Source organism: Paenibacillus canaveralius (genome assembly GCF_047238265.1).
In the GTDB taxonomy this organism is placed as follows: Bacteria; Bacillota; Bacilli; order Paenibacillales; family NBRC-103111; genus Paenibacillus_F.
Genome location: NZ_JBDFMM010000001.1, coordinates 2,895,339 through 2,917,192, shown reverse-complemented (window position 1 = coordinate 2,917,192; position 21,854 = coordinate 2,895,339). Strand labels below are relative to the sequence as shown.

Here is a 21,854-nt window from a genome sequence, read left to right as displayed (position 1 = left end):
AAGAAAGGGAGGAATAGGGATGGAGCCTGAAAAAAATCGTTTGGACCGGCTGGCAGTGGCAGCTTCTCAAAAGAGCAAGGAACGGGATTACTGGCTGTCCGCATTGTCCGGAGAATATGACAAGAGCGGTTTTCCCTGCGAATATTCGCGCGGAACAGGAGTGACGGTGGAAGAAGCTTCGTTCTCCATTCCGCAGGAGCTGGCGGACCGCCTGCTCCAAGTCAGCAACGGATCGGATTCAAAGCTTCATGTCGTGTTATCGGCCGTACTCGCCGTTTTGCTGGCCAAATTGTCCAATCGCAGTGTCGTTACGCTGGGGACTCCGATTTATAAGCAGAAGGATGAGGCGGAATTTATCAATACCGTGCTGCCTTTGCGGATCAAGGTCGATCACTCGCTTTCGTTCAGACAGTGTCTGCTTCACACGCAGGACACGGTTGTCGCAGCCGTGGATCATCAGAGTTATCCGATGGAAATGGTAGCGGAACAATTGGCGCTTCAGACGGACGATCCCATCGCACATCCATTGTTCGAGGCGGCCTTGCTCCTCGACAGCATTCACGAAGAGCGTTATTTCAGGAATGTGAAATGGACTACACTGTTTTCTTTTCAAAAGAAGCAGGACCGCATTAGCGGTACGGTTCAATATAACGCGCAGCTCTACCGCAGCGGCACAATAAATAATCTCATTTCACGTTACACGCTTCTGCTGCGGGAAACACTCGCGAATCCGGATCTTCCGCTGAAGGGCATCGACATCCTGCTGCCGGGGGAGAGAGAGGATTTGCTCGGCCCGCTGGCCGGCAGCCCGGCAAAATTTCCTGAACGTAAGACCGTACAGCAATTGTTTGAAGAACAGGCGGCACGCACTCCGCATGCGCCTGCCATCGTTAACCGGGAGCGGCAAATGACGTATCGCGAGCTGAATGAAAAGGCCAACCAGCTTGCCCGGATCCTGCGGACGGAAGGAATCGGAGCGGGCGGCATCGTGGGATTGCTGTTTGCGCCTTCCGCCGACATGATGCTCGGTATGATGGCCGTCCTTAAAGCCGGGGGCGCTTTCCTGCCGATAGATCCGGATTATCCCGACGAGCGCCTGACGTACATGCTGGAAGACAGCCGCGCACAAGTGGTGCTGACACAACAGGCTTTTACCGGCAGAACGGCAGGCCGCAAGACGCTGTGTCTGGATGATGAAAAGTTATTTGCCGGCGAGGCAGGTGATTTGGCGACGGAAAGCACAGCGGATGATCTGGCCTATGTTATTTATACATCCGGGTCAACAGGACGGCCGAAAGGCGTCATGATTGAACAGCGTTCGCTAGTCAACCTGGCCTTCTGGCACAATCGCGCTTTTGGTGTAACTGCGTCGGACCGCAGCATGAAGTACGCCGGTTTCGGATTTGACGCTTCGGTGTGGGAAGTGTTCCCCTATCTGCTTGCAGGGGCATGCATTTATGTCGTACCTGCCGAGATCAGACTGGACGCAAAAAAACTGGATGACTTTTTCACAGAGAACGGGATTACCATTGCCTTCCTGCCGACATTAATGTGCGAGCAGTTTATGGATATGCCAGACCGGGAACAGACCCCGCTGCGGATCTTGTTAACGGGCGGCGACCGTTTGAAGCGCTATAAGCCCGGCCGCTACCGGTTGTTCAACAATTACGGACCTACCGAGAATACGGTCGTGACCACGTTCACCGAAATTAAACCGGGTAACGGAAGCCTTCCGATAGGCCGTCCGGTCGATAATGTCCAGGTTTATATTTTGGACGATAATTTGCGGCTGCTGCCACAGGGAGTGCCCGGCCAAATATGCGTTGCGGGTACGGGTCTGGCTCGCGGTTATCTTGGCCGGCCGGATCTGACGGAGGAAAAATTCGTGCCTCACCCGTTCGCTCCCGGAGAGCGGCTGTATTTGACGGGTGATCTGGGACGCTGGCTTCAAGACGGAACGCTGGAGTACTTGGGCCGTCGGGATGACCAGGTCAAAGTACGGGGATATCGCATAGAGCCTGGCGAAATCGAAGCCCTGCTGCGGCGTCACGAAGAAATTCGCGAAGCTGTAATCCACATCAGGGAAGATGAGAGCGGACAGAACATTTTGTGCGCGTATTATACCGGGCCGGATGATCTTTCCGCCGCTAAACTTCGGGAGCATCTATCCGGGGAGCTGCCCGCTTATATGATTCCGGCCTATTTTGTTCACTTGAACCGGCTTCCCGTAACGGCAAACGGCAAACTGGACAGGAAAGCTTTACCCGATCCGAAAGCATATGTTCATACCGGCAAGGAATACGTGGCGCCACAGGGTAAAACGGAGAACACACTCGTCCGGATCTGGGCCGAGGTTTTGGTGGTCGGCGAAGACAAAATCGGGGTCCAAGATACGTTTTTCGACCTGGGAGGCAACTCGTTCCAGCTGGTCCAGGTAGTCAATATGCTGAAGGAAACCTTCGGGCATGACATTCCGGTACCCGTCATGTTCCAGTACACTACGGTTTCGGCGCTCAGCGGCTATTTGCAGCAGATGGACAAAGGCGAGGCTCCTATGCCTCAAGATATGGCCGACAATGAGGAGATGGATGCGGGATTCGAGACCATGGAACAGACGATGCTGATTTTGGAGGGGGCGCATGATGACTAAAAGCGGACAAACACAAGCGGCCACCGGGCTGGAAATCGCTGTGATCGGTATGGCCGGACGATTTCCCGAAGCGCGAAATATAGAAGAGTACTGGGATAACCTGAGAAACGGCAAGGAATCGATTCACTTTTTCTCCGACAGCGAACTTGAGGCCGCTGGAATCGACCCCGAACTGATTCAGAACTCCAGGTATGTGAGAGCAAAAGGGCTCGTACCCGATGCGGAATGGTTTGATTCCGATTTTTTCGATTATTCGCCGCGCGAGGCCGAAGTCATTGATCCGCAGCTGCGGATCTTCCATGAGTGCGCCTGGGAAGCACTGGAGCACGCAGGCTACGATACGGAGCAGACAAGCGGCGCCGTCGGTCTGTATGCGGGAGCATCTTCGAGTATTTATTGGCAGCTGGTAGCTATGCTTTCGCGCAGCGAGAGCACAGCCGAGCAGTTCGCCGCACTGGCTTTGTCGGATAAAGATTTCTTGAGCACGCGAATTTCCCACAAGCTGAATTTAAAAGGCACGAGCGTGAGCGTCGACTCGGCTTGCTCCACCTCCCTGTTGGCCATTCATCTGGCCTGCCGGGCGCTGCTTACGGGTGAATGCAGGATAGCCCTAGCCGGCGGGGTTACCGTAACGGTACCCCGGACGGAAGGCTATTTATACGAGGAAGGGATGGTCAGCTCGCCGGACGGCCATTGCCGCGCTTTCGATTCCAATGCCAAGGGAACCGTGGGCGGCGAAGGGGCGGGGGTCGTGGTGCTGAAGCCGCTTAAGCAGGCATTAGCCGACGGAGACGCTGTTTATGCCGTCATTAAGGGCTCGGCGGCGAACAATGACGGTACGCGTAAAATGGGATACTCCGCTCCCAGTGTAGAGGGGCAGGCGGAGGTAATCCGGGCGGCGCAGCGGATGAGCCGGGTCGCTCCGGAGAGTATCAGCTATATCGAAGCGCACGGAACCGGTACGACGCTGGGCGATCCGGTCGAGATCAAAGCGCTTAAGCTGGCTTTCCAGACGGACAAGACAGGGTTATGCCGGATCGGCTCCGTCAAGACGAACATCGGCCACTTAAACAGCGCCGCCGGAGTTGCGGCGTTCATCAAAACGGTGCTGGCCCTTATGCACAAGCAGCTTCCGCCAAGCTTACATTTCGAGAAGCCTAATCCCAAAATCGATTTTGCCGGCAGTCCGTTTATCGTCAATACGGAACTCACGGACTGGACGAACGAGTTTCATCCGCTAAGAGCCGGAGTGAGCTCGTTCGGCATCGGCGGAACCAATGTGCATGTGGTACTTGAAGAAGCGCCTCCGCCGGCGGAAGAGACCAAAGGCAGAGACGCACAGCTGCTCCTTTTATCCGCAAAGACGGAATCGGGACTTGAACAGGCTACGGCACGTTTCCGCGAATATTTGCGGGCCAATCCCGGCCTGTCTCTACCCGATGCGGCCTATACGCTGCAGATCGGGCGCAGGGCATTCAAGCATAGACGCATGCTGGTAAGTTCTTCGGCGGAGGAAGCCATGGAACTGCTGGACAGCCTGCCTCCTGATCGGGTTTACAACCGTGTCGGCGGAAATGAACAGCCCAGGCTCGTGTTTATGTTCCCTGGTCAGGGCGCGCAGTATGTCAATATGGGACTGGATTTGTACAACCGTGAGCCCCAATTCCGGGAAGCGGCCGACCGTTGCTTTGAGATAGTCCGTCCGTTGATGGACGTTGATTTAAAAGATTTGATGTATCCCGCCCCCGCCGCAAGCGAAGCGGCCGTTGATCATCATGATCGTTTAAAACAGACGGATGTGACACAACCGATCCTGTTTATATTCTCCTACGCGCTGGCAAATCTGCTGATCGGATGGGGGCTGAAGCCCGCCTCCATGATCGGACACAGTGTCGGAGAATATGTGGCCGCTTGTTTGGCAGGAGTCATGACCGTAGAAGAAGCGCTGGAGCTGGTCGTGCTGCGCGGCAAGCTTATGCACAATCTGCCGGGGGGAGCGATGTTAAGTGTACCCTTACCTGAGCAGGAACTCTTGCCGTTCATGAACGAAGGCTTATCGCTTGCGGCCGTTAACGGTCCGGCGATGTGCGTCGTATCGGGATCTTACGAGGCGATAGATCTTTTGGAAGAAAAGCTGACCCGGAAAGGGCAGGCCTGCACAAGGCTGCATACGTCACATGCCTTTCACTCCCTCATGATGGAACCGGCAATGGAGCCGTTTCGCCTGAAGTTGAGAGGGATGAAGCTGCAGGCCGCGGACATACCCTATGTTTCAAATGTAAGTGGAGGCTGGATCACGAAGGAAGAAACAACCGATCCCGATTACTGGGTCCGTCATTTACGCGGCACCGTCCGCTTTGCCGACGGTCTCCGCGAGCTGCTGCATGACGACAAGGCCGTGTTTGTGGAAGTCGGTCCCGGCAACACATTAAGCGCATTCGTGCGCCGGCATCCGGATAAGCAGGAACGGCACGCCGTCGTCAATCTTGTCCGGCATGTGAAGGAGCAGGTACGGGATGACTATTATTTGCAGCAGCAGGTGGGACGCTTGTGGCTGGAAGGCGCCCGGCCCGATTGGAAGGCATTCCATGCGAACGAAAAGCGCCGGCGCACAGCTTTACCGACGTATCCGTTTGAGGGTCGGCGGTACTGGGTCGATCCGCCTTTTGATACGGATGTTCTAAAGCAAGGACTTGTCCGCAAGCAAACGAAGGAACCTACATCCCAAAACGCTGCCGGTCCGGTTAAAAAGAACGACCCGCGGGAGTGGCTGTACACGCCGGTCTGGGAACGTTCCCTGTTGAATGAAGCGGCGGGTGCGGCAGCGGGCATAAACGCAAAAAGCACCTGGCTTGTTTTTACGCCGGAGCAAGGAACAGGTTCCCGGCTGGCAGCCCGGTTGCAGCAAGACGGTCATCGCGTCGTTTCGGTTTATCCGTCGAATACGTTTGCTCGGCAGAATGATCATGCGTACGGGATCGATCCGGAGCAGGGAGAGCATTATACCCGGCTGCTGCAGAGTATGAAGGAAGCCGGCACAATGCCGGAGCGTATTGTTCATGCCTGGCTGACCGGGGAGAGCGAACACACCGAAGGGTGGACCGCTTCCCGCAGCGCAAGGGCACTCGATAAGGGTTATCTAAGCCTTATTGCACTTGCTCAGGCGATCGGGGCTTGCGGACTGCAGGAGGAGCTGCAGCTTACGGTCATAACGACGGGAATGCAAGAAGTGACAGGATCTGAGCGGGTGCAGCCGGAACAAGCAGCGGCGCTTGGGGCATGTCTGGTTATTCCGCAGGAATACGGCAATGTGCGCTGCCGAACCATCGATATTGCGGATTCGCCGGAGCAGAAGGATTCAGAACATCGGCAGCAAGCGCTATTGAGCCGGTTACAAGCCGAATTAACCGCTTTTTCCGCGGACATTTTCGTGGCGTATCGCGGTCCGAACCGCTGGGTACAGACCTACGTTCCAATTCCGTCCCCCATCGCTGTCGAAGAGAATCCCGGCCTCAGGGAAGAAGGCGTATACCTAATAACCGGAGGCTTGGGCGGTATAGGAATGACCTTGGCCGAGCATTTGGCAAAGAGCGTGAGAGCCAAGCTCATCCTTGTCAGCCGATCGGGGATTGGTGATGAAGCGGATTGGCGCCACAAGGCCGAACATACGACCGACGAAACTCAGGCGTTTCAACTGCAAAAGCTCAAGGAGCTGGAGCAGTATGGTGCCGAGGTGCTGATCTGCAAAGCGGATGTAAGCGACGAGCAGCAAATGGAACAGGCCGTAGCCCGGGCGATCGACCGCTTCGGAACGATCCACGGCGTTATTCACGCGGCCGGCACGCCCGACGGGGCGCTCATCCAGCGGCGCACCCGGGAGATTGAAGAACGTGCATTGGCGGCCAAGGTGAGCGGCACGCGTGTCCTTGAGCGAGTGCTCGCGGGAAGGAAGCTGGACTTCCTTGTATTGTGTTCTTCTCTCACCAGCGTGCTGGGCGCTTTGGGCCAAGCGGGGTACTGCGCGGCCAATGCGTTCCTCGATGCTTACGCCTACCGCAAACGAGCGCTGGACGATACGCACGTGGTCGCGATTGATTGGGACGGGTGGCAGACCGTCGGAATGGCCGCTGCGGCAGAGCAGGAAGTGGCCGTTGCTGCGGTACAAGCGGGAGTGTCGGCACAAGGCCCAGACAAGCGGACCCGGCTGTTACCGGAAGAAGGAATCGCCGTGTTCCGGCATGCACTGGCCAGTGGTCTGCCCCAGGTAACGGTATCGACGACGGATTTGAGTTTGCGGTTGCATGCCGCCCGCACTTCATCCTTGCAATCCCTGGTGGACGGGGAGAAGAGCGGCATATCCCGCGCAGCGGCACGTTCCGGCGTCAGCAAGCCGTTTGCACCTTCGGAGGACGAACTGGAGCAGACTCTAACGGAGCTATGGCGTGACTATCTGGGTATCGATCATGTCGGCCTGCATGATAATTTCTTCGAGCTGGGAGCTACCTCACTCGATATTATTCAAATGAACTCCAAGCTCCAACGTTCACTCCAGCAGGAAGTGTCTGTGGTTGACATGTTCAGCCATCCGACGATTTATGCACTCGCCGGGCTGCTGAGAAGAGCGCAATCGGGAACCGCTCAGGGGCAAGAAACGGCGGACCGCACTGAACTGATACAGGACGGAAAGAACAGGCTGCAGAAGCGGCTGCAAAAAAGGAATAGAACGTGAAGGAGGTGGCAGGATGAGTGCCGAGAACGAAAAGTACGGTGAAACCGGGTTGGAAATTGCCGTTATCGGAATGGCAGGAAGATTTCCGGGTGCGAAGAACCTCTCGGAATTTTGGGAAAACTTGCGTACCGGCAAGGAGTCGGTCACTTTTTTTACGGACGAAGAACTGGAGAAGGCGGGAATAGCCCCGGAGATACTTAAGCACCCCCAGTATGTAAAAGCAAAGTCCCAGATCGAGGACGTGGAGTCGTTCGATGCGCCGTTTTTTGAATACACGCCGCGAGAGGCTGAGCTAATCGATCCTCAGTTCCGTCTGTTCCACGAATGCGCTTGGGAAGCGCTTGAGAATGCGGGACATCCTCCCGAAACCGAGGATCAGTTAATCGGGGTATATGCGGGCGCTTCTCCCAATACCTATTGGGTCGCAAGCCAAGTTATGAATGCCGCACATGCCAGTGATCATTTTCAAATTCTGCAATTGAATAATCCTTCGTTTACGACGCGAATTTCATATAAGCTCAATCTGAAAGGCCCGAGCGTAAGCGTGCAAACGGCTTGCTCCACCTCTCTTGTATCCATCCATCTGGCTTGCCAGGGATTGCTGGCGGGGGAGTGCGATCTTGCTTTGGCCGGAGGGGTTTCGATCAATTTGCCCCGCACAGCCGGCTATCTTTACCAGGAAGGAATGATCCAATCTCCCGACGGCCACTGCCGGCCTTTTGACGAAGGCGCAAGCGGCACTTTGTTCGGCGACGGAATCGGAATCGTCGTGCTCAAACGGCTCGCGGACGCCGTTAAAGACGGTGATACTATTCAAGCCGTTATCAAAGGCTCGGCGGTTAACAATGACGGCAGCCGGAAAGTAGGGTACACGGCGCCAAGTACGAACGGCCAGGTGGAAGTCATCCGCGCGGCCCATCAGATGGCGGAAGTTCAGCCGGAAAGTATCGGATACATTGAGGCCCATGGAACCGGGACTGTACTGGGAGACCCGATCGAAGTGGAAGCTCTCCAGGCTGCTTTTGCCACGGATAAAAAGGGCTTTTGCAAAATCGGCTCGCTCAAATCCAATATCGGTCATCTGGACGCCGCGGCAGGAGTCGCGGGCTTCATCAAGGCCGTATTGGCGCTTAAGCATCAGCAGATCCCGCCCAGCCTTCATTTTCATAATCCGAATCCCAAAATCGATTTTGAAAACTCGCCCTTCAAAGTCAATTCGGAGCTTAGCGATTGGAAAAGAGAGGAAGGACCTCTGCGAGCAGGAGTCAGTTCTTTCGGGATCGGGGGTACGAATGCCCACGTCATTCTGGAGGAGGCTCCGATTGGCGAGGCAAGTTCGGCGGGACGCGATCTGAAACTGCTCGTGCTCTCTGCCCGGACAGAGGAAGGACTGGAACGGGCGACTCGCAATCTCGGCGAGTTTCTGCGGACTTGTTCCGAAGCCGACTTGGCCGATGCGGCGTACACGCTGCAGACAGGCCGCAAACGGTTCCGCCACCGCAGAACACTGGTCTGCTCCGATGTCCGTGAAGCTTTGGAGCGTCTGGATGCTCCCGACGAAGGCAAACTGCAAACGGGGGAGTCGGAGAGGGATCAGACCCGCGTTGTTTTCCTCTTCCCTGGGCAGGGTTCGCAGTATGTGAGCATGGGAGCCGATTTATACCGCAAGGAACCTTTATTCCGGTCGGAAATGGACCGCTGCTGCGAGATCATTGCGGCAGAGGGCGGCGTCGATCCGCGAAATGTGCTGTACCGTGGTCCGGACAGTGCGACGGCGGCCGATGGGATCAACCGGACGGAAGCGGCGCAGCCGGCATTGTTCGCGTTCGAATATTCGCTCGCGCAGCTCCTGATGTCATGGGGCGTGGAGCCGGATGCAATGATCGGGCACAGTATCGGAGAGTATACGGCCGCGTGCCTGTCGGGTGTTCTGTCCCTTAAGGACGCGCTGAGGCTCGTCACACTGCGCGGCAAGCTTATGCAAAGCCTGCCGGCCGGAGAGATGCTGAGCGTCTCCCTTGCCGAGGAGAGTTTATTAGAGCTTCTTCCGGAGGAACTGGCGCTTGCCGCCGTTAACGGACCCGGGCTCTGCGTCGTTTCCGGCCCGCATGCGGCTATCGCTTCCTTTGAAACCAAGCTTACCGGGCTGCAAATCGCGCACCGAAAGCTTCATACGTCGCATGCGTTTCACTCGGCCATGATGGAGCCGATATTGGAGACGTTTGCGGACAAAGTCAGGCAAGCCGGCCTATCCGCCCCGTTAATTCCGTATGTGTCCAATGTTACGGGAACATGGATAACGCCGGAAGATGCCGCCGATCCCGCCTATTGGAGCAGGCATTTGCGGGAAACGGTGCGGTTTGCAAGCGGGGCGGCCGAGCTGCTTAAGGAGAAGCAGGCCGTATTTTTAGAAATCGGGCCAGGCAACGTTCTCAGCAGCTTCATCCGTAAACAACAGGGGATGGACACGGATCGCAAACATGAAGTGCTGCATCTGGTCCGTCACCCGCACGAACAGGCCGCTGACGATGCTTTCTTACTGGAGAAGATAGGCAAACTGTGGATCGCGGGCGCGCAGATCGATTGGAAAGGGTTTTACGGCTCGGAACGCCGCCGGAGGATTGCACTGCCGACTTATCCGTTTGAACGCCGGCGGTATTCCGTAGAGGGCACACAATTGTCATTGGGAGGCATGCACGAAAAAACCGCCCGGCCGAGGACGGCCCCTCCCGCAGCGGAGACGGGAAGCGAGACCGTTAAACCGACCCAAGCAGCCGACCGTATACGGTCTGCATCCTCTCTAGAACAGACGGTTGCGGATCTTATCCAGAGTCATTTCGGATTCGCGCAGCTTGGGATAAACGACAACTTTTTTGAAATCGGGGCAAGTTCGCTCGATATTTCCCAGCTGGCCGATAAGCTTGCGGGAGTGCTGGGAAGGGAAGTGCCTGTGGTTACCTTCTATTCCTATCCCACTGTCCGAACCCTGGCGGCATTCTTCCATGAAAGCGGGCAGGAATGGTCAGCGTCGGCCGGGACGGCTGTCGAAGACGAAACAGAACGCCGGAATGTCATTCACGAAGGAATCGCGCGTTCCGAGCGAATGCGGATCCTATCGGCCCAAGACAGGAATCTGCCGGGAGGACGGGAACAAGCGGAGCGTGAAGCCTCGGGAGAGAACGGACTTGAGATAGCGGTCATAGGTATGGCCGCCAGATTTCCGGGTGCGGACAGCATCGGACAGTTCTGGAACAATTTGCGCGACGGCGTCGAGTCGATAACGTTCTTCACGGACGAAGAGCTGGTACAGGCAGGCGTTGATCCGCAGCTTGTATCCCATCCTTCCTATGTAAAAGCCAAAGGCGCTTTGAACGGGATCGATCAGTTTGATGCCGCGTTTTTCGGTTATTCACCCCGGGAAGCGCAGCTGATGGACCCGCAGCTGCGGCTGTTCCACGAATGCGCATGGGAAGCGATCGAATCCGCCGCCTACAATCCCGACACTTACCCGGGACTTATCGGCGTTTATGCGGGCGCGACTCCGAATCTGGAGTGGGTTTCCCGCTTTGCGCCCGCCTTGGGCGGAACGGAACGATTCAGCGCTATGCTTCTTAACGACAGGGAATTCTTCAGCACCCAGCTGTCGTATAAACTCAATCTCCGGGGCCCCAGCATTTCGATGCAGACCGCTTGCTCCACATCCCTGGTTAATATCGTTCTGGCCTCGCAAGGTTTATTGGCGGGCGCGTGCGACATTGCACTGGCCGGGGGCTCTACCGTCAGCGTACCCGACAAATCCGGATACTTGTTTGAAGACGGTATGATTCAGTCACCGGACGGACATTGCCGGGCGTTCGACGAGCAGGCGGCAGGAACCGTTTTCGGTGACGGAGTAGGTGTCGTCGTTCTGAAACGGCTGAGCGATGCCATTGCGGACGGTGATGTCATCCACGCCGTTATCAAAGGTTTCGGCTTGAACAATGACGGCACCCGCAAGGTAGGCTTTACCGCTCCGAGTACGAAGGGGCAGGCCGAAGTCATTCGTGCCGCCCATCGCATGTCGGGTGTGGACCCGGAAAGCATCACGTATGTAGAGGCGCACGGAACAGGCACAAGCATGGGGGACCCGATTGAGATTGAAGCTTTGAAGGAAGCTTTCGGCACCGATAAAAAGGGATTTTGCCGGATCGGATCCGTCAAGACGAACGTCGGCCATCTCAACAGTGCAGCCGGAGTGGCCGGGTTCATCAAAACGGTACTGGCGCTCAAAGAGAAGCAAATTCCGCCGAGCCTGCATTATGAACGGGGAAATCCCAAGATTGATTTCGCCAACAGCCCTTTCGTCGTCAATACCGAACTTGTGCCTTGGGAAAGCAGCATGCATCCTCTGCGCTCCGGAGTCAGCTCATTTGGCATCGGCGGCACGAATGCGCACGTTATTCTCGAAGAAGCTCCGCCAAGAGAGCCGTCGGACGAAGGCCGGGCAGAGAAGCTGCTGCTCTTGTCGGCAAGAACGCCGACGGCATTGACGGAGGCGAAAACACGTCTTGCCGCATTTTTGACCGAGCACCCGCAAGTTAATCTGGCTGATACGGCGTATACGCTGCAAGCAGGCAGGAAGGCTTTTGAATGGAGAGCCGCATTTGTGTGCAAGGATACGGAAGAAGCGGCAGCCCTGTTAACAGCGACCGGGGCCGACAAAATGGCCGAAAGCCACGCGGGATCGCAAACAAGCTCGGTTGTATTCATGTTTCCGGGCCAAGGATCGCAATATGTCGGCATGGGCCGCGAACTTTATCACAGCGAACCCCAATTCAGGGATGAGCTTGATCGCTGCTTCGAACTTGTGCAACCGTATGTGCAGGTTGACTTAAAGGCTGTCCTTTACTCCGGCGAACCGGACCAAGACGCGCGGGAGGAACTCCTGAAGCGGACGGATATTGCCCAGCCCGTGCTTTTTATGATCGAATACGCGTTTGCCAAACTGCTGATACGCTGGGGCATCCGGCCAGAGGCTATGCTGGGCCACAGTATCGGAGAATATGTGGCAGCCTGTCTGGCGGGGGTATTCACGCTGGAAGATGCGCTGCAGCTCGTGGCGCTTCGCGGCCGGCTCATGCAGGGGCTGCCGGCGGGATCCATGCTCAGTGTGGCGATGCCGGAAGCGGAACTGCGCCCGTTACTGCCCGATGATCTTGCACTGGCGGCGGTCAACAGTTCCTCCTTGTGCGTCGTATCCGGCACATCGGCAGAGATTGATGCATTCTCACGGCTGCTTGAAGACAAAGGGTATGCCTACCGTCTTCTTCACACCTCTCATGCCTTCCACTCTCATATGATGGATCCGATACTGGCGGCATTTGCGGATAAAGTGCGCTCCATCCGGCTGAATGAGCCTGCCCTGCCCTTTATTTCCAACGTTTCCGGCACGTGGATTACACCGGAAGAGGCTACGGATGAGCAGTACTGGGTCCGGCATTTGCGATCGACCGTACGGTTTTCGGACGGGCTTGAGGAATTGTTGAAAAATCCGCGTTCCGTATTCATAGAAGCCGGCCCCGGCAATTCACTCAGCACCTTCGTGCGCAAGCATGAAGCCGGTTCGCGCGACCGGATAGTCGTAAATATGCTGAGACATCCCCAGGAAGCCGTTTCCGATACGGAGCACCTGTTGAACAAAATCGGACGCCTCTGGCTGGCGGGCATCGACATCGATTGGACAGGCTATTACGCCCATGAGCGGAGAAGACGCATCGAGCTTCCCACTTATCCGATGGAGCGCCAGCGCTATTGGCTGGATGATGAGCAGCAGCCGTTACCGGGAGCACGGCCATCCCAGGTTCGAAAAGGCGGTAAAAACCCCGACATGGCGGACTGGTTTTATTATCCTTCCTGGGAACGTGCTCTGCTGGAGGAGCAACCGGAAGACAATCGTCAGAACGGTCATAACTGGCTTGTGTTTGAGGATGCTTGCGGGTTTGCCGACGAATTAGCCGTAAATGTCCAGAATATGGGGGAGCGTACCGTGATGGTCAAGGCGGGTGACGCATTTCGTGCCCATGAGAATGGAACGTTCACACTAGTTCCGGGCTCCGCGGAACATTACGTTCGGCTGCTGGAGGAACTTCAGAAGCGGGATTTCGTTCCAGACAGAGTCGCGCATCTGTGGAATGTTTCCTCTTCGAAAGAGGAAGAAGCGGAGATGGACTCCTCCAATGCGGAAGCGGTTGAACGCCGCCAGCAAGAAGAAGGCTACTACAGTTTGATTTATTTGGCGCAGGCACTTCGCAAGCATAAGGTAGAGGATATCCGGATAGCGGTCGTGTCCTCGGGGATGCAGGAAGTAACCGGGATAGAGCGGCTGTCTCCGGGTAAAATGACGCTGCTTGGCCCATGCATGGTCATTCAGCAGGAATACAGCGGAATTACATGTGTGAGTATTGATATTGATGTGCAGGGAGAAATAAAGCAAAAGCGGCGAATCGCCGAAAGCGTCATCGGGGAACTATCGTCTCCGTCCTCGGATCTGCTTATCGCTTATCGGGGAAATTACCGGTGGGTTCAGAACTTCAAGCCGTTGGAACTGCGCCAGACAGATAAACCGGCAGCTTCATTCCGGCAGCAGGGTGTATATCTCATTACTGGAGGGCTGGGAGGAATCGGGATGCTGACGGCAGAATTCCTGGCGCGTAATTACGGCGCACGGCTCATTCTGACCGGACGTTCTAGCTTTCCCGACCGGAACGAATACACGAGCTGCCTGGCCGAATATGGAGAGGAACATCCGCTTTCCCGAAAAATCAGACGTGTGCTGCAATTGGAAGAACTCGGCGCCGAGGTAACTTACATGCAGGCCGACTTGTCCAATGAAGAACAAATGCGCCAGGTGTTCAAATTTATTGATCGTGAGTACGGCCGTCTTCATGGTGTCGTGCAGGCGGCCGGTCTTCCCGGCGGCGAATCTTTCCGCGCGATCGAGAATATCAGCGGAGACCAGTCCGACGAGCAGTTCCGTGCCAAAGTCCAGGGTTTGCAGACGCTGGGCAGGCTGATCGCCGACAGGGAGACAGAGATATGCATCTTGTTCTCTTCGATCGCCAGCATACTCGGGGGACTCGGCTTCAGCGCTTACTCGGCCGCGAATTTGTACATGGATGCTTTTGCCCGCAAACAGAACCGGGCAGGCGAAACGAAGTGGCTGTGCGTCAATTGGGATGCGTGGGAGTTTTGGGAAGAACACCGCTCGACGATCGGAGAGTCGCTTGTCGAATTGGCGATTACCCCTGCCGAAGCGCCTGATTTATTCCGGTACGTCTACAGCCCGTGCGGCAGCAGCCAAATCATTGTATCGACCGGCGACCTTCAGATGAGGATCGATCAGTGGATTCGGCACGCGGGCAAGAAGGAAGACAGTCACGCGGCAGGCGGCGCTTCATTCAGCAGGCCTGATTTGACCACACCTTACGCGGCACCACGCAACCGGGTCGAGAAAACGATAGCCGACGTGTGGAAACAATTTTTCCGTATTGACGAGGTAGGGATCCACGATAATTTCTTCGATATGGGAGCAAGCTCGCTGGATATGATTCAGGTGACCGCCAAATTAAATGAAGCGTTGGACGAAAGTATTGCCGTTGTTGATATGTTCACCTATCCGAGCATTCATGCCCTCGCTCAGCGCCTTACCCCCAGTGAAGAAGACGAGGCGGAAGAGGCTGAGATGGAAAATCAGATGATCGACTCCGCCGCCAAGGGAAGAAAGCGGCAGCAGCAGCAAAAAGAAAAAAGACGCAAAGGAGAGGTCTTGCTATGAGCATATCGAACGGTACAGAGTATAACGGATCGGAAATTGCCGTAATCGGCATGTCGGGCAGGTTTCCGGGAGCCAAAAACTTGCGGGAATATTGGAATAACCTCTGCAGCGGCAAGGAGAGTATTTCTTTTTTCAGTGATGAAGAGCTGTTGGAAGAGGGCATTGATGTAAATGCGGTGACTCACCCCAATTATGTGAAGGCGAAAGGAGTACTCGATGATCTCGAGTACTTCGATCCCGAATTTTTCGATTATACGCCACGTGAAGCGGAGCTTATGGATCCGCAGTTCCGCCTCATGCACGAATGTTCCTGGGAGGCGCTCGAACAAGCGGGTTACGATCCCAGGACGTATAGAGGCTCGATCGGGTTATACGCAGGCGCGGCTTTCAACTCCAACTGGTTCATGCGCGCATTCAAGGGGCTGGGTACAGCGGAGGAATCCGCTACCCTGGAGACGGCTATGCTCAATTTGCGCGATTATATGGCCACGCTCGTTTCTTATAAGCTCAATATGAAGGGACCGAGCTTTACGGTGCAGACGGCCTGTTCGACTTCGCTTGTCGCCATTCATCTTGCTTGTCAAAGTCTGCTCAGCGGAGAGTGCAGCATGGCGCTGGCCGGCGGTGTATCGATACAGCTGCCCAAGAAAGCCGGTTATTTCTATCAGGAAGGGATGATCAATTCGCCCGACGGCCACTGCCGGGCCTTCGACGAGAAAGGGGCGGGCACCGTCTTCGGCGAAGGCGCCGGGATTGTCGTCTTGAAACCGCTGGAGGATGCGCTTGCGGACGGCGACCATATATATGCCGTAATTAAAGGCTCGGCGATCAATAACGACGGCAGCCGAAAAGTAGGCTACACCGCCCCCAGCACTTCCGGTCAGGCGTCCGTAATCCGTGCCGCTCATCATATAGCGGAAGTGGAGCCTGAAAGCATCTCCTATATTGAAGCGCACGGTACAGGTACGACACTGGGCGATCCGATCGAAATCGAAGCCTTGAAAACCGCTTTTCAAACGGACAACAAGAGATACTGTGGCATCGGCTCGGTTAAATCCAACATCGGGCATCTAAACAACGCCGCAGGGGTAGCGGGGTTCATTAAAGCGGTGCTCGCTTTAGCCCATAAACAGCTGCCGCCCACCCTTCATTATGAGCGTCCGAATCCCAAAATCGATTTTGAGAACAGCCCGTTTTTTGTCAATGACCGGTTAAGAGACTGGACCAACGACTCTTTCCCTCTCCGGGCGGGCGTCAGCTCTTTTGGCATCGGTGGCACGAATGCCCACGTTGTCTTGGAGGAAGCGCCGCCGGCTTCCGCCTCCTCTCGGGGCAGGTCGGCGCAGCTCATCTCATTGTCGGCCAAGACGGAAGTATCGCTGGACAGACTGACGGAGCGGATAGCGCTGCATTTGCAGGAGCATCCGGATGTATGCTTAGCCGATATGGCCTATACGCTCCACGAGGGACGGGCGTCTTTCCCGCACCGCAGGTCATTCGTTTGCGGCAGTGCGGTTGAAGCGGCCGAACTGCTGGCTCAACCGGGATCGCCCGATGTTCAGAACGGACTTGCCGCTGCCGATGAGCAGCCGGTCGTATTCATGTTTTCCGGCCAAGGCTCGCAGTACACCGGAATGGGCAGGGAGTTGTACGAACAGGAGCCGGTCTTTCGCGAAGAGGCGGATCGCTGCTTCGAGCTGATGCCGGACGACATCCGTCAAATGGCGAAGCGGGTTCTGTATCCCTCCGCCGATGAACCGGATACGTCGCTTATTAACCGGACTGATATTGCCCAGCCGGTCCTGTTTACGGTCGAATATTCGCTGGCCAGACTCCTCATGAAATGGGGCGTGCAGCCGCAAGCCATGATTGGGCACAGCATCGGTGAGTACGTTGCCGCATGTCTGGCAGGCGTCTTCTCGCTGGAGGATGCCGTACGGCTCGTAACTCTTCGCGGCCAATTGATGCAGAGCCTGCCAACCGGTGTCATGCTGAGCGTCCCGCTGGCCGAGCGGGAAATTCTTCCGCTGCTACCCGGCGGCGTATCGCTGGCTGCGGTGAATGCTCCTTCCATGTGCGTTGTTTCCGGCACTTCGGAAGCCGTTGGAGCATTGGCCGCTTCCTTGGAAGAGAAAGGAGTCGAATACCGTCGACTCCACACGTCGCACGCCTTCCATTCCGACATGATGGAACCGATTCTGGAATCCTTCGAGCGCGAGGTAGGCAGGCTTGTACTGAAAGCGCCTCAGCTTCCTTTTATCTCCAATGTTACGGGATCTTGGATTCAGGATGAGCAGGCAATCAGTCCCGCTTACTGGGCGCAGCACCTGCGCGGCACGGTAAGGTTCGCAGACGGGCTCAGTACCCTGACAAGCGAGATGGACGCCGTGTTTGCAGAAGTCGGCGGAGGCAATGCCCTGACCGCATTTGCGAAGAGTCATCATGACTTTTTGAAACAATCAGCCGGATCTGACAAAGAGCGTGTGATGGTAAACCTCCTGCGTCATCCGAAGCAGAAAACCTCCGATCTCGCTTACCTGCTCCTTCAAGTGGGGCGTCTATGGAATGCGGGTGTCAAAATAAATTGGAGCCGCTTCTACGGGGAAGAGAAAAGAAACCGGATTCCTTTGCCGACTTATCCGTTTGACCGCCGCCGTTTCTGGCTTGATGAGGAAGGAATCCGGATCGTCCATTCCGATTCGCCGGGAAAGAGGACCGGACAAAACGCCACTGCCAAGCCGGATGACCGGATAGAGGCGAAGAAAGAAGAATCCGAACCGAGCAGTCCACTGGAAGAAACGCTGGCAGGCATATGGCGCAATCTGTTCGGATTGGAGCAAATTGGCGTTCATGAGGATTTCTTCGAAATAGGCGGGCATTCTTTGAAAGCGACCAGCCTGATCACTAAGATTCACAAAGAACTTGATGTGGAGCTGACTCTATCGGATATTTTCAACATGCCGACCATTAGTGCGCTTGCCCGTTATATCGGACAGACGGCTAAAAATAAATATTTAGCTATCGAACCGGCCGAACCCAAACCGTACTACCGCTTGTCCTCCGCACAAAAACGCACGTTCCTCATTCATCAGCAAATCGGCTCGGTAACCACCTACAACATGCCGATGGCTTTGTGGGTGTACGGAAAAGCGGACGCCGACCGTTTTGAGCAGGCTTTCATTAAATTGATTCACCGCCATGAGAACATGCGCACGTCGTTTCATATGGTGGACGGGGAACCGGTTCAGCGTGTTCATGATCGTTTCACGTTTACCGTGGAACGCATGGAAGCGGACGAGGAAGATTTGAAAAAAATCATGCGGAAGTTTATCAGGCCGTTTGATCTGGGCAAAGCTCCTCTTATCCGCGCCGCTTTTGTCCGGATAGAGCCGGAAAAACATGTGCTGTTTATGGATATGCACAATATTGTTTCGGACGGCGCTTCAATGAATGTATTTATTAAGGAGTTCAGCGATCTGTATGCCGGAAAAGATCTGCCGCCCCTGCGCATTCAATATAAGGATTTCGCGGAATGGCAGCACCGCCTGCTGAGCGGGGACGTTATCCGGAAGCAAGAGGATTACTGGATGAACCAGTTCCGGCAGACAATCCCCGTGCTGAACATGCCGTATGATTTTGAGAGACCCGAATTTCAATCCTTTGTCGGCAGGGCGCACAAGATCAGTCTGTCCAAGGAAACCGCAGACCGGCTGAATGCTCTGGCCAAATCGCAAAATGTTACGATTAATGTAATCTTGTTTCACCTATACACGATTGTGCTGCATGAATATACCGGCCAGCGCGACATTACGGTCGGCTCGCTGGTAGCGGGCAGGCGGCATGCCGATGTGGAGCCTTTAATCGGCATGTTCACGAACTTCCTGCCGATCCGGGTTCGTTTCCAAGACCGGCTCAGTTTTCTCGATCAACTGCAGCTTCTGAATGATACGATGATGAATGCCTATGAGAATCAAGACTTCCCGTTTGACCGTATGGTGGAGAAGCTCTCGGCGAAATTACCGCGCGGACGTAATCCTCTTTTTGATACCATGATGATTTTTCACAATGAATTTGACGGAGAGACCGTGCTTACCGCCGAAGGACTCACGTTCGAGAACTTTGAAATTACGAAAGGAATCTCCAAGCTCGATTTCAAACTTGATATCGGCTATGGAGATAACGGCGGTCTGCTCTGTGTCATGCAATACAATACCGCATTGTTTGCGGAAGCTACCATGGCCGGTCTCATGAAGCATTTTACGGATCTGATTGAACTGGCCCTGGACAATCCCGCAATCGAATTGAGCGAAATCCGGCTGTTTACCGAAGAGCAGGAAGCCGAAGCGGCGTCAAAAAGAAGCAGTTCGCTGCCGGAGCGCGTCTTTACCGTAACGGCCGTCTCAACCTTTACAGCGGACCCGATCCGCCCTTATGTCAGCTGGTGGGGAGAACAGTTCGGCACGCGCATTGACGTCCGTTTTGCCCCGTATCAGCAGGTGTTTCAGGAGCTATTGAACCCGGACAGCTCCTTCTCTTCCGAAGAGGCTGCGGGACTGCTGCTCGTCCGCTTCCAAGACTGGCTGCGGGATGACCGCTCTCCGGAGGCCCAGCAGATTAAAAAGCTCGAGCGGGCACTGGCCGATCTGCTGCAGGCTTTGTCTGCCGGCCGGAGCACAAGCCCGATATTCGCCGGCGTATTCCCGGTATCCGCTTCTTCAGGCGCGTCTCCGGTCATGGAGAGCTACCTGGAAGAGCTCGGTAATCGTTGGAAGCGCGAATTGGAACGGATGGAGCATGTTCAGGTTATTGATTTCAGAGAGCTTGACGTAACGTTCAATATTGAACGCATACATGATTCCACTGCCGATCAAGCTGCGCATATGCCGTTCACGCCGGAAACCTTTGCGGCAATCGGCACCCTGACGGCACGCCGGCTGCTCGCTTGGCAAGGACATCCTTTCAAAGTTATTGCGGTGGACTGCGATAACACTCTCTGGCGCGGAATATGCGGGGAGGACGGAGCGGCAGGGATAACGGCCTCGGGTTCTTACCGCGAATTTCAGAACTATCTGCTTGGCAAGCAGCAGGAAGGCATGCTTCTGGTACTGGTCAGCAAGAATAATGAAGAAGATGTTTGGAATGTACTGGACAAAAATCCCGACATGCCGCTTAAAAAAGAGCATTTTGCGGGAACGCGGATCAATTGGAATTCAAAATCCGAAAACTTGCTTTCATTGGCGGAAGAACTGGGGTTAGGACTGGACAGCTTTATCTTCATCGATGACAGTTCGCTGGAATGTGCCGAGGTACAGATGCAGTGTCCGGAAGTTCTTACGCTTCAGCTCCCTGAGGAGCGGCTAATTCCAGCATTCCTGGAGCATGTCTGGGCAACAGACCGTCTGCGCGTCACGGAAGAGGATAAACGGAGAACCGGCATGTATGCATCGGAGCGCCAGCGCAGACAAATTCGCTCTTCGGCTTCCTCCCTGCAGGCTTTTCTCGAAGAATTGGAACTTAAAATGGGCATGTACGAAGCGGCTGCCGAACAATTTCCCCGCATAGCCCAGTTAACGCAGCGCACTAATCAATTCACGCTTAACGCGGATACAAGGGCAGAGAGTGAACTGAGAGCCTTGCGGGCTGAACCGGAAACGAAATGCTGGGCGATTGAAGCCTCGGACCGGTTCGGGCATTACGGACTGACGGGGGCGGTCATAACGCGCTTTGAGAACAACATGGTTCATCTGGATGTCTTCCTGCTAAGCTGCCGCATTCTAGGCAGAGGGATCGAGTCGGCCGTAATCAGTTCGTTGAAGGCTTATTGCCGTGAACGGAAGGCCGAATATATGGAGGCGGTGTGCACAATTACCGGGAAAAACGAGCCGATGCTCGACTTTTTCAGAACGGGACCGTGGAGCGTCACGGAAGAGTCCGGCCGCAGGGTGCGTTTCCGGATTGCCGTACAAGATATTCCTGACTCCATTCCATATATAGAAGTCTTTAACGAGTCTTTGCCCGGTGCAGAACCGGCTCAGTCTCCGATTTCCGCCCGTGAAGTTCAAGGAGAAGAGAGCAGAGCCGCAGGGACATTGCGAAGTTTAGAAAGAACGGATTGGGAGGAAACTCTCGGCGGCCGTGAAAATCAGCGGCATCGCCGTCATTTGCTTCCGCTGCTGTACTCGGACGCTTCAAAACTGCTTCAGATTCCGGTGAGAGAGATAGAAGAGAGCGAGGCTCAGAGAGCGCCGTACCGGGCTCCGTCCAACGAGACAGAGGCCGCCCTGGTGCAAATTTGGGAACGCGTGCTCGGGATCGGGGGCATTGGGATTGATGACGATTTTTTCCGGCTCGGGGGGACGTCCCTTCATGCCGTTCGGGTTGAGATCGAGATGGAGAAACAAGGGTTGTCGGCGGAAGGACAGCAGCTATTCAACTATCGGACGATTCATCAGTTAAGTCCGTTCCTTCGCATCTCCGTCATGGAATAAAACGAGGCAATTTTACCAGCAAGGCATCATGTGACAAGGCTATCGCCTGTCATGGGGTGCCTTGCTTTTTTATGGTAAATATAGGATAATGGTGGCGCCTGTTGGAAATACAATAATATACATTTGTGCATTATGCTGGATAATGTATTCGTTAAAGGAGCCGATGGTAAATAT

The 21,854-nt window shown here is 55.3% G+C and carries 4 protein-coding genes; all 4 read left to right on the top strand.

Annotated elements, in window-relative coordinates; all coding sequences use genetic code 11:
• The first annotated feature begins 19 nt into the window (after positions 1 to 19).
• From ABC395_RS13290 to ABC395_RS13275, 4 genes are read left to right on the top strand one after another with little or no spacing between them, the layout of a single operon-like run.
• Positions 20 to 2,650, top strand: coding sequence for a non-ribosomal peptide synthetase (locus tag ABC395_RS13290; protein ID WP_413003708.1), 2,631 nt, complete (start codon positions 20 to 22; stop codon positions 2,648 to 2,650).
• Positions 2,640 to 7,379 (top strand): type I polyketide synthase, encoded by a 4,740-nt coding sequence (locus tag ABC395_RS13285; protein WP_413003706.1) that lies wholly within the window; start codon positions 2,640 to 2,642, stop codon positions 7,377 to 7,379. Before ABC395_RS13290 ends, ABC395_RS13285 begins: the two co-directional genes overlap by 11 nt.
• A 13-nt stretch (positions 7,380 to 7,392) precedes the next feature.
• Positions 7,393 to 15,192: an SDR family NAD(P)-dependent oxidoreductase gene (locus ABC395_RS13280; protein WP_413003704.1), complete on the top strand. Its 7,800-nt coding sequence runs from the start codon at positions 7,393 to 7,395 to the stop codon at positions 15,190 to 15,192.
• The gene (locus ABC395_RS13275; protein WP_413003702.1) at positions 15,189 to 21,680 is read left to right on the top strand and encodes an HAD-IIIC family phosphatase; all 6,492 of its coding nucleotides are present in this window, start codon (positions 15,189 to 15,191) and stop codon (positions 21,678 to 21,680) included. Before ABC395_RS13280 ends, ABC395_RS13275 begins: the two co-directional genes overlap by 4 nt.
• Positions 21,681 to 21,854 lie beyond the last annotated feature (174 nt).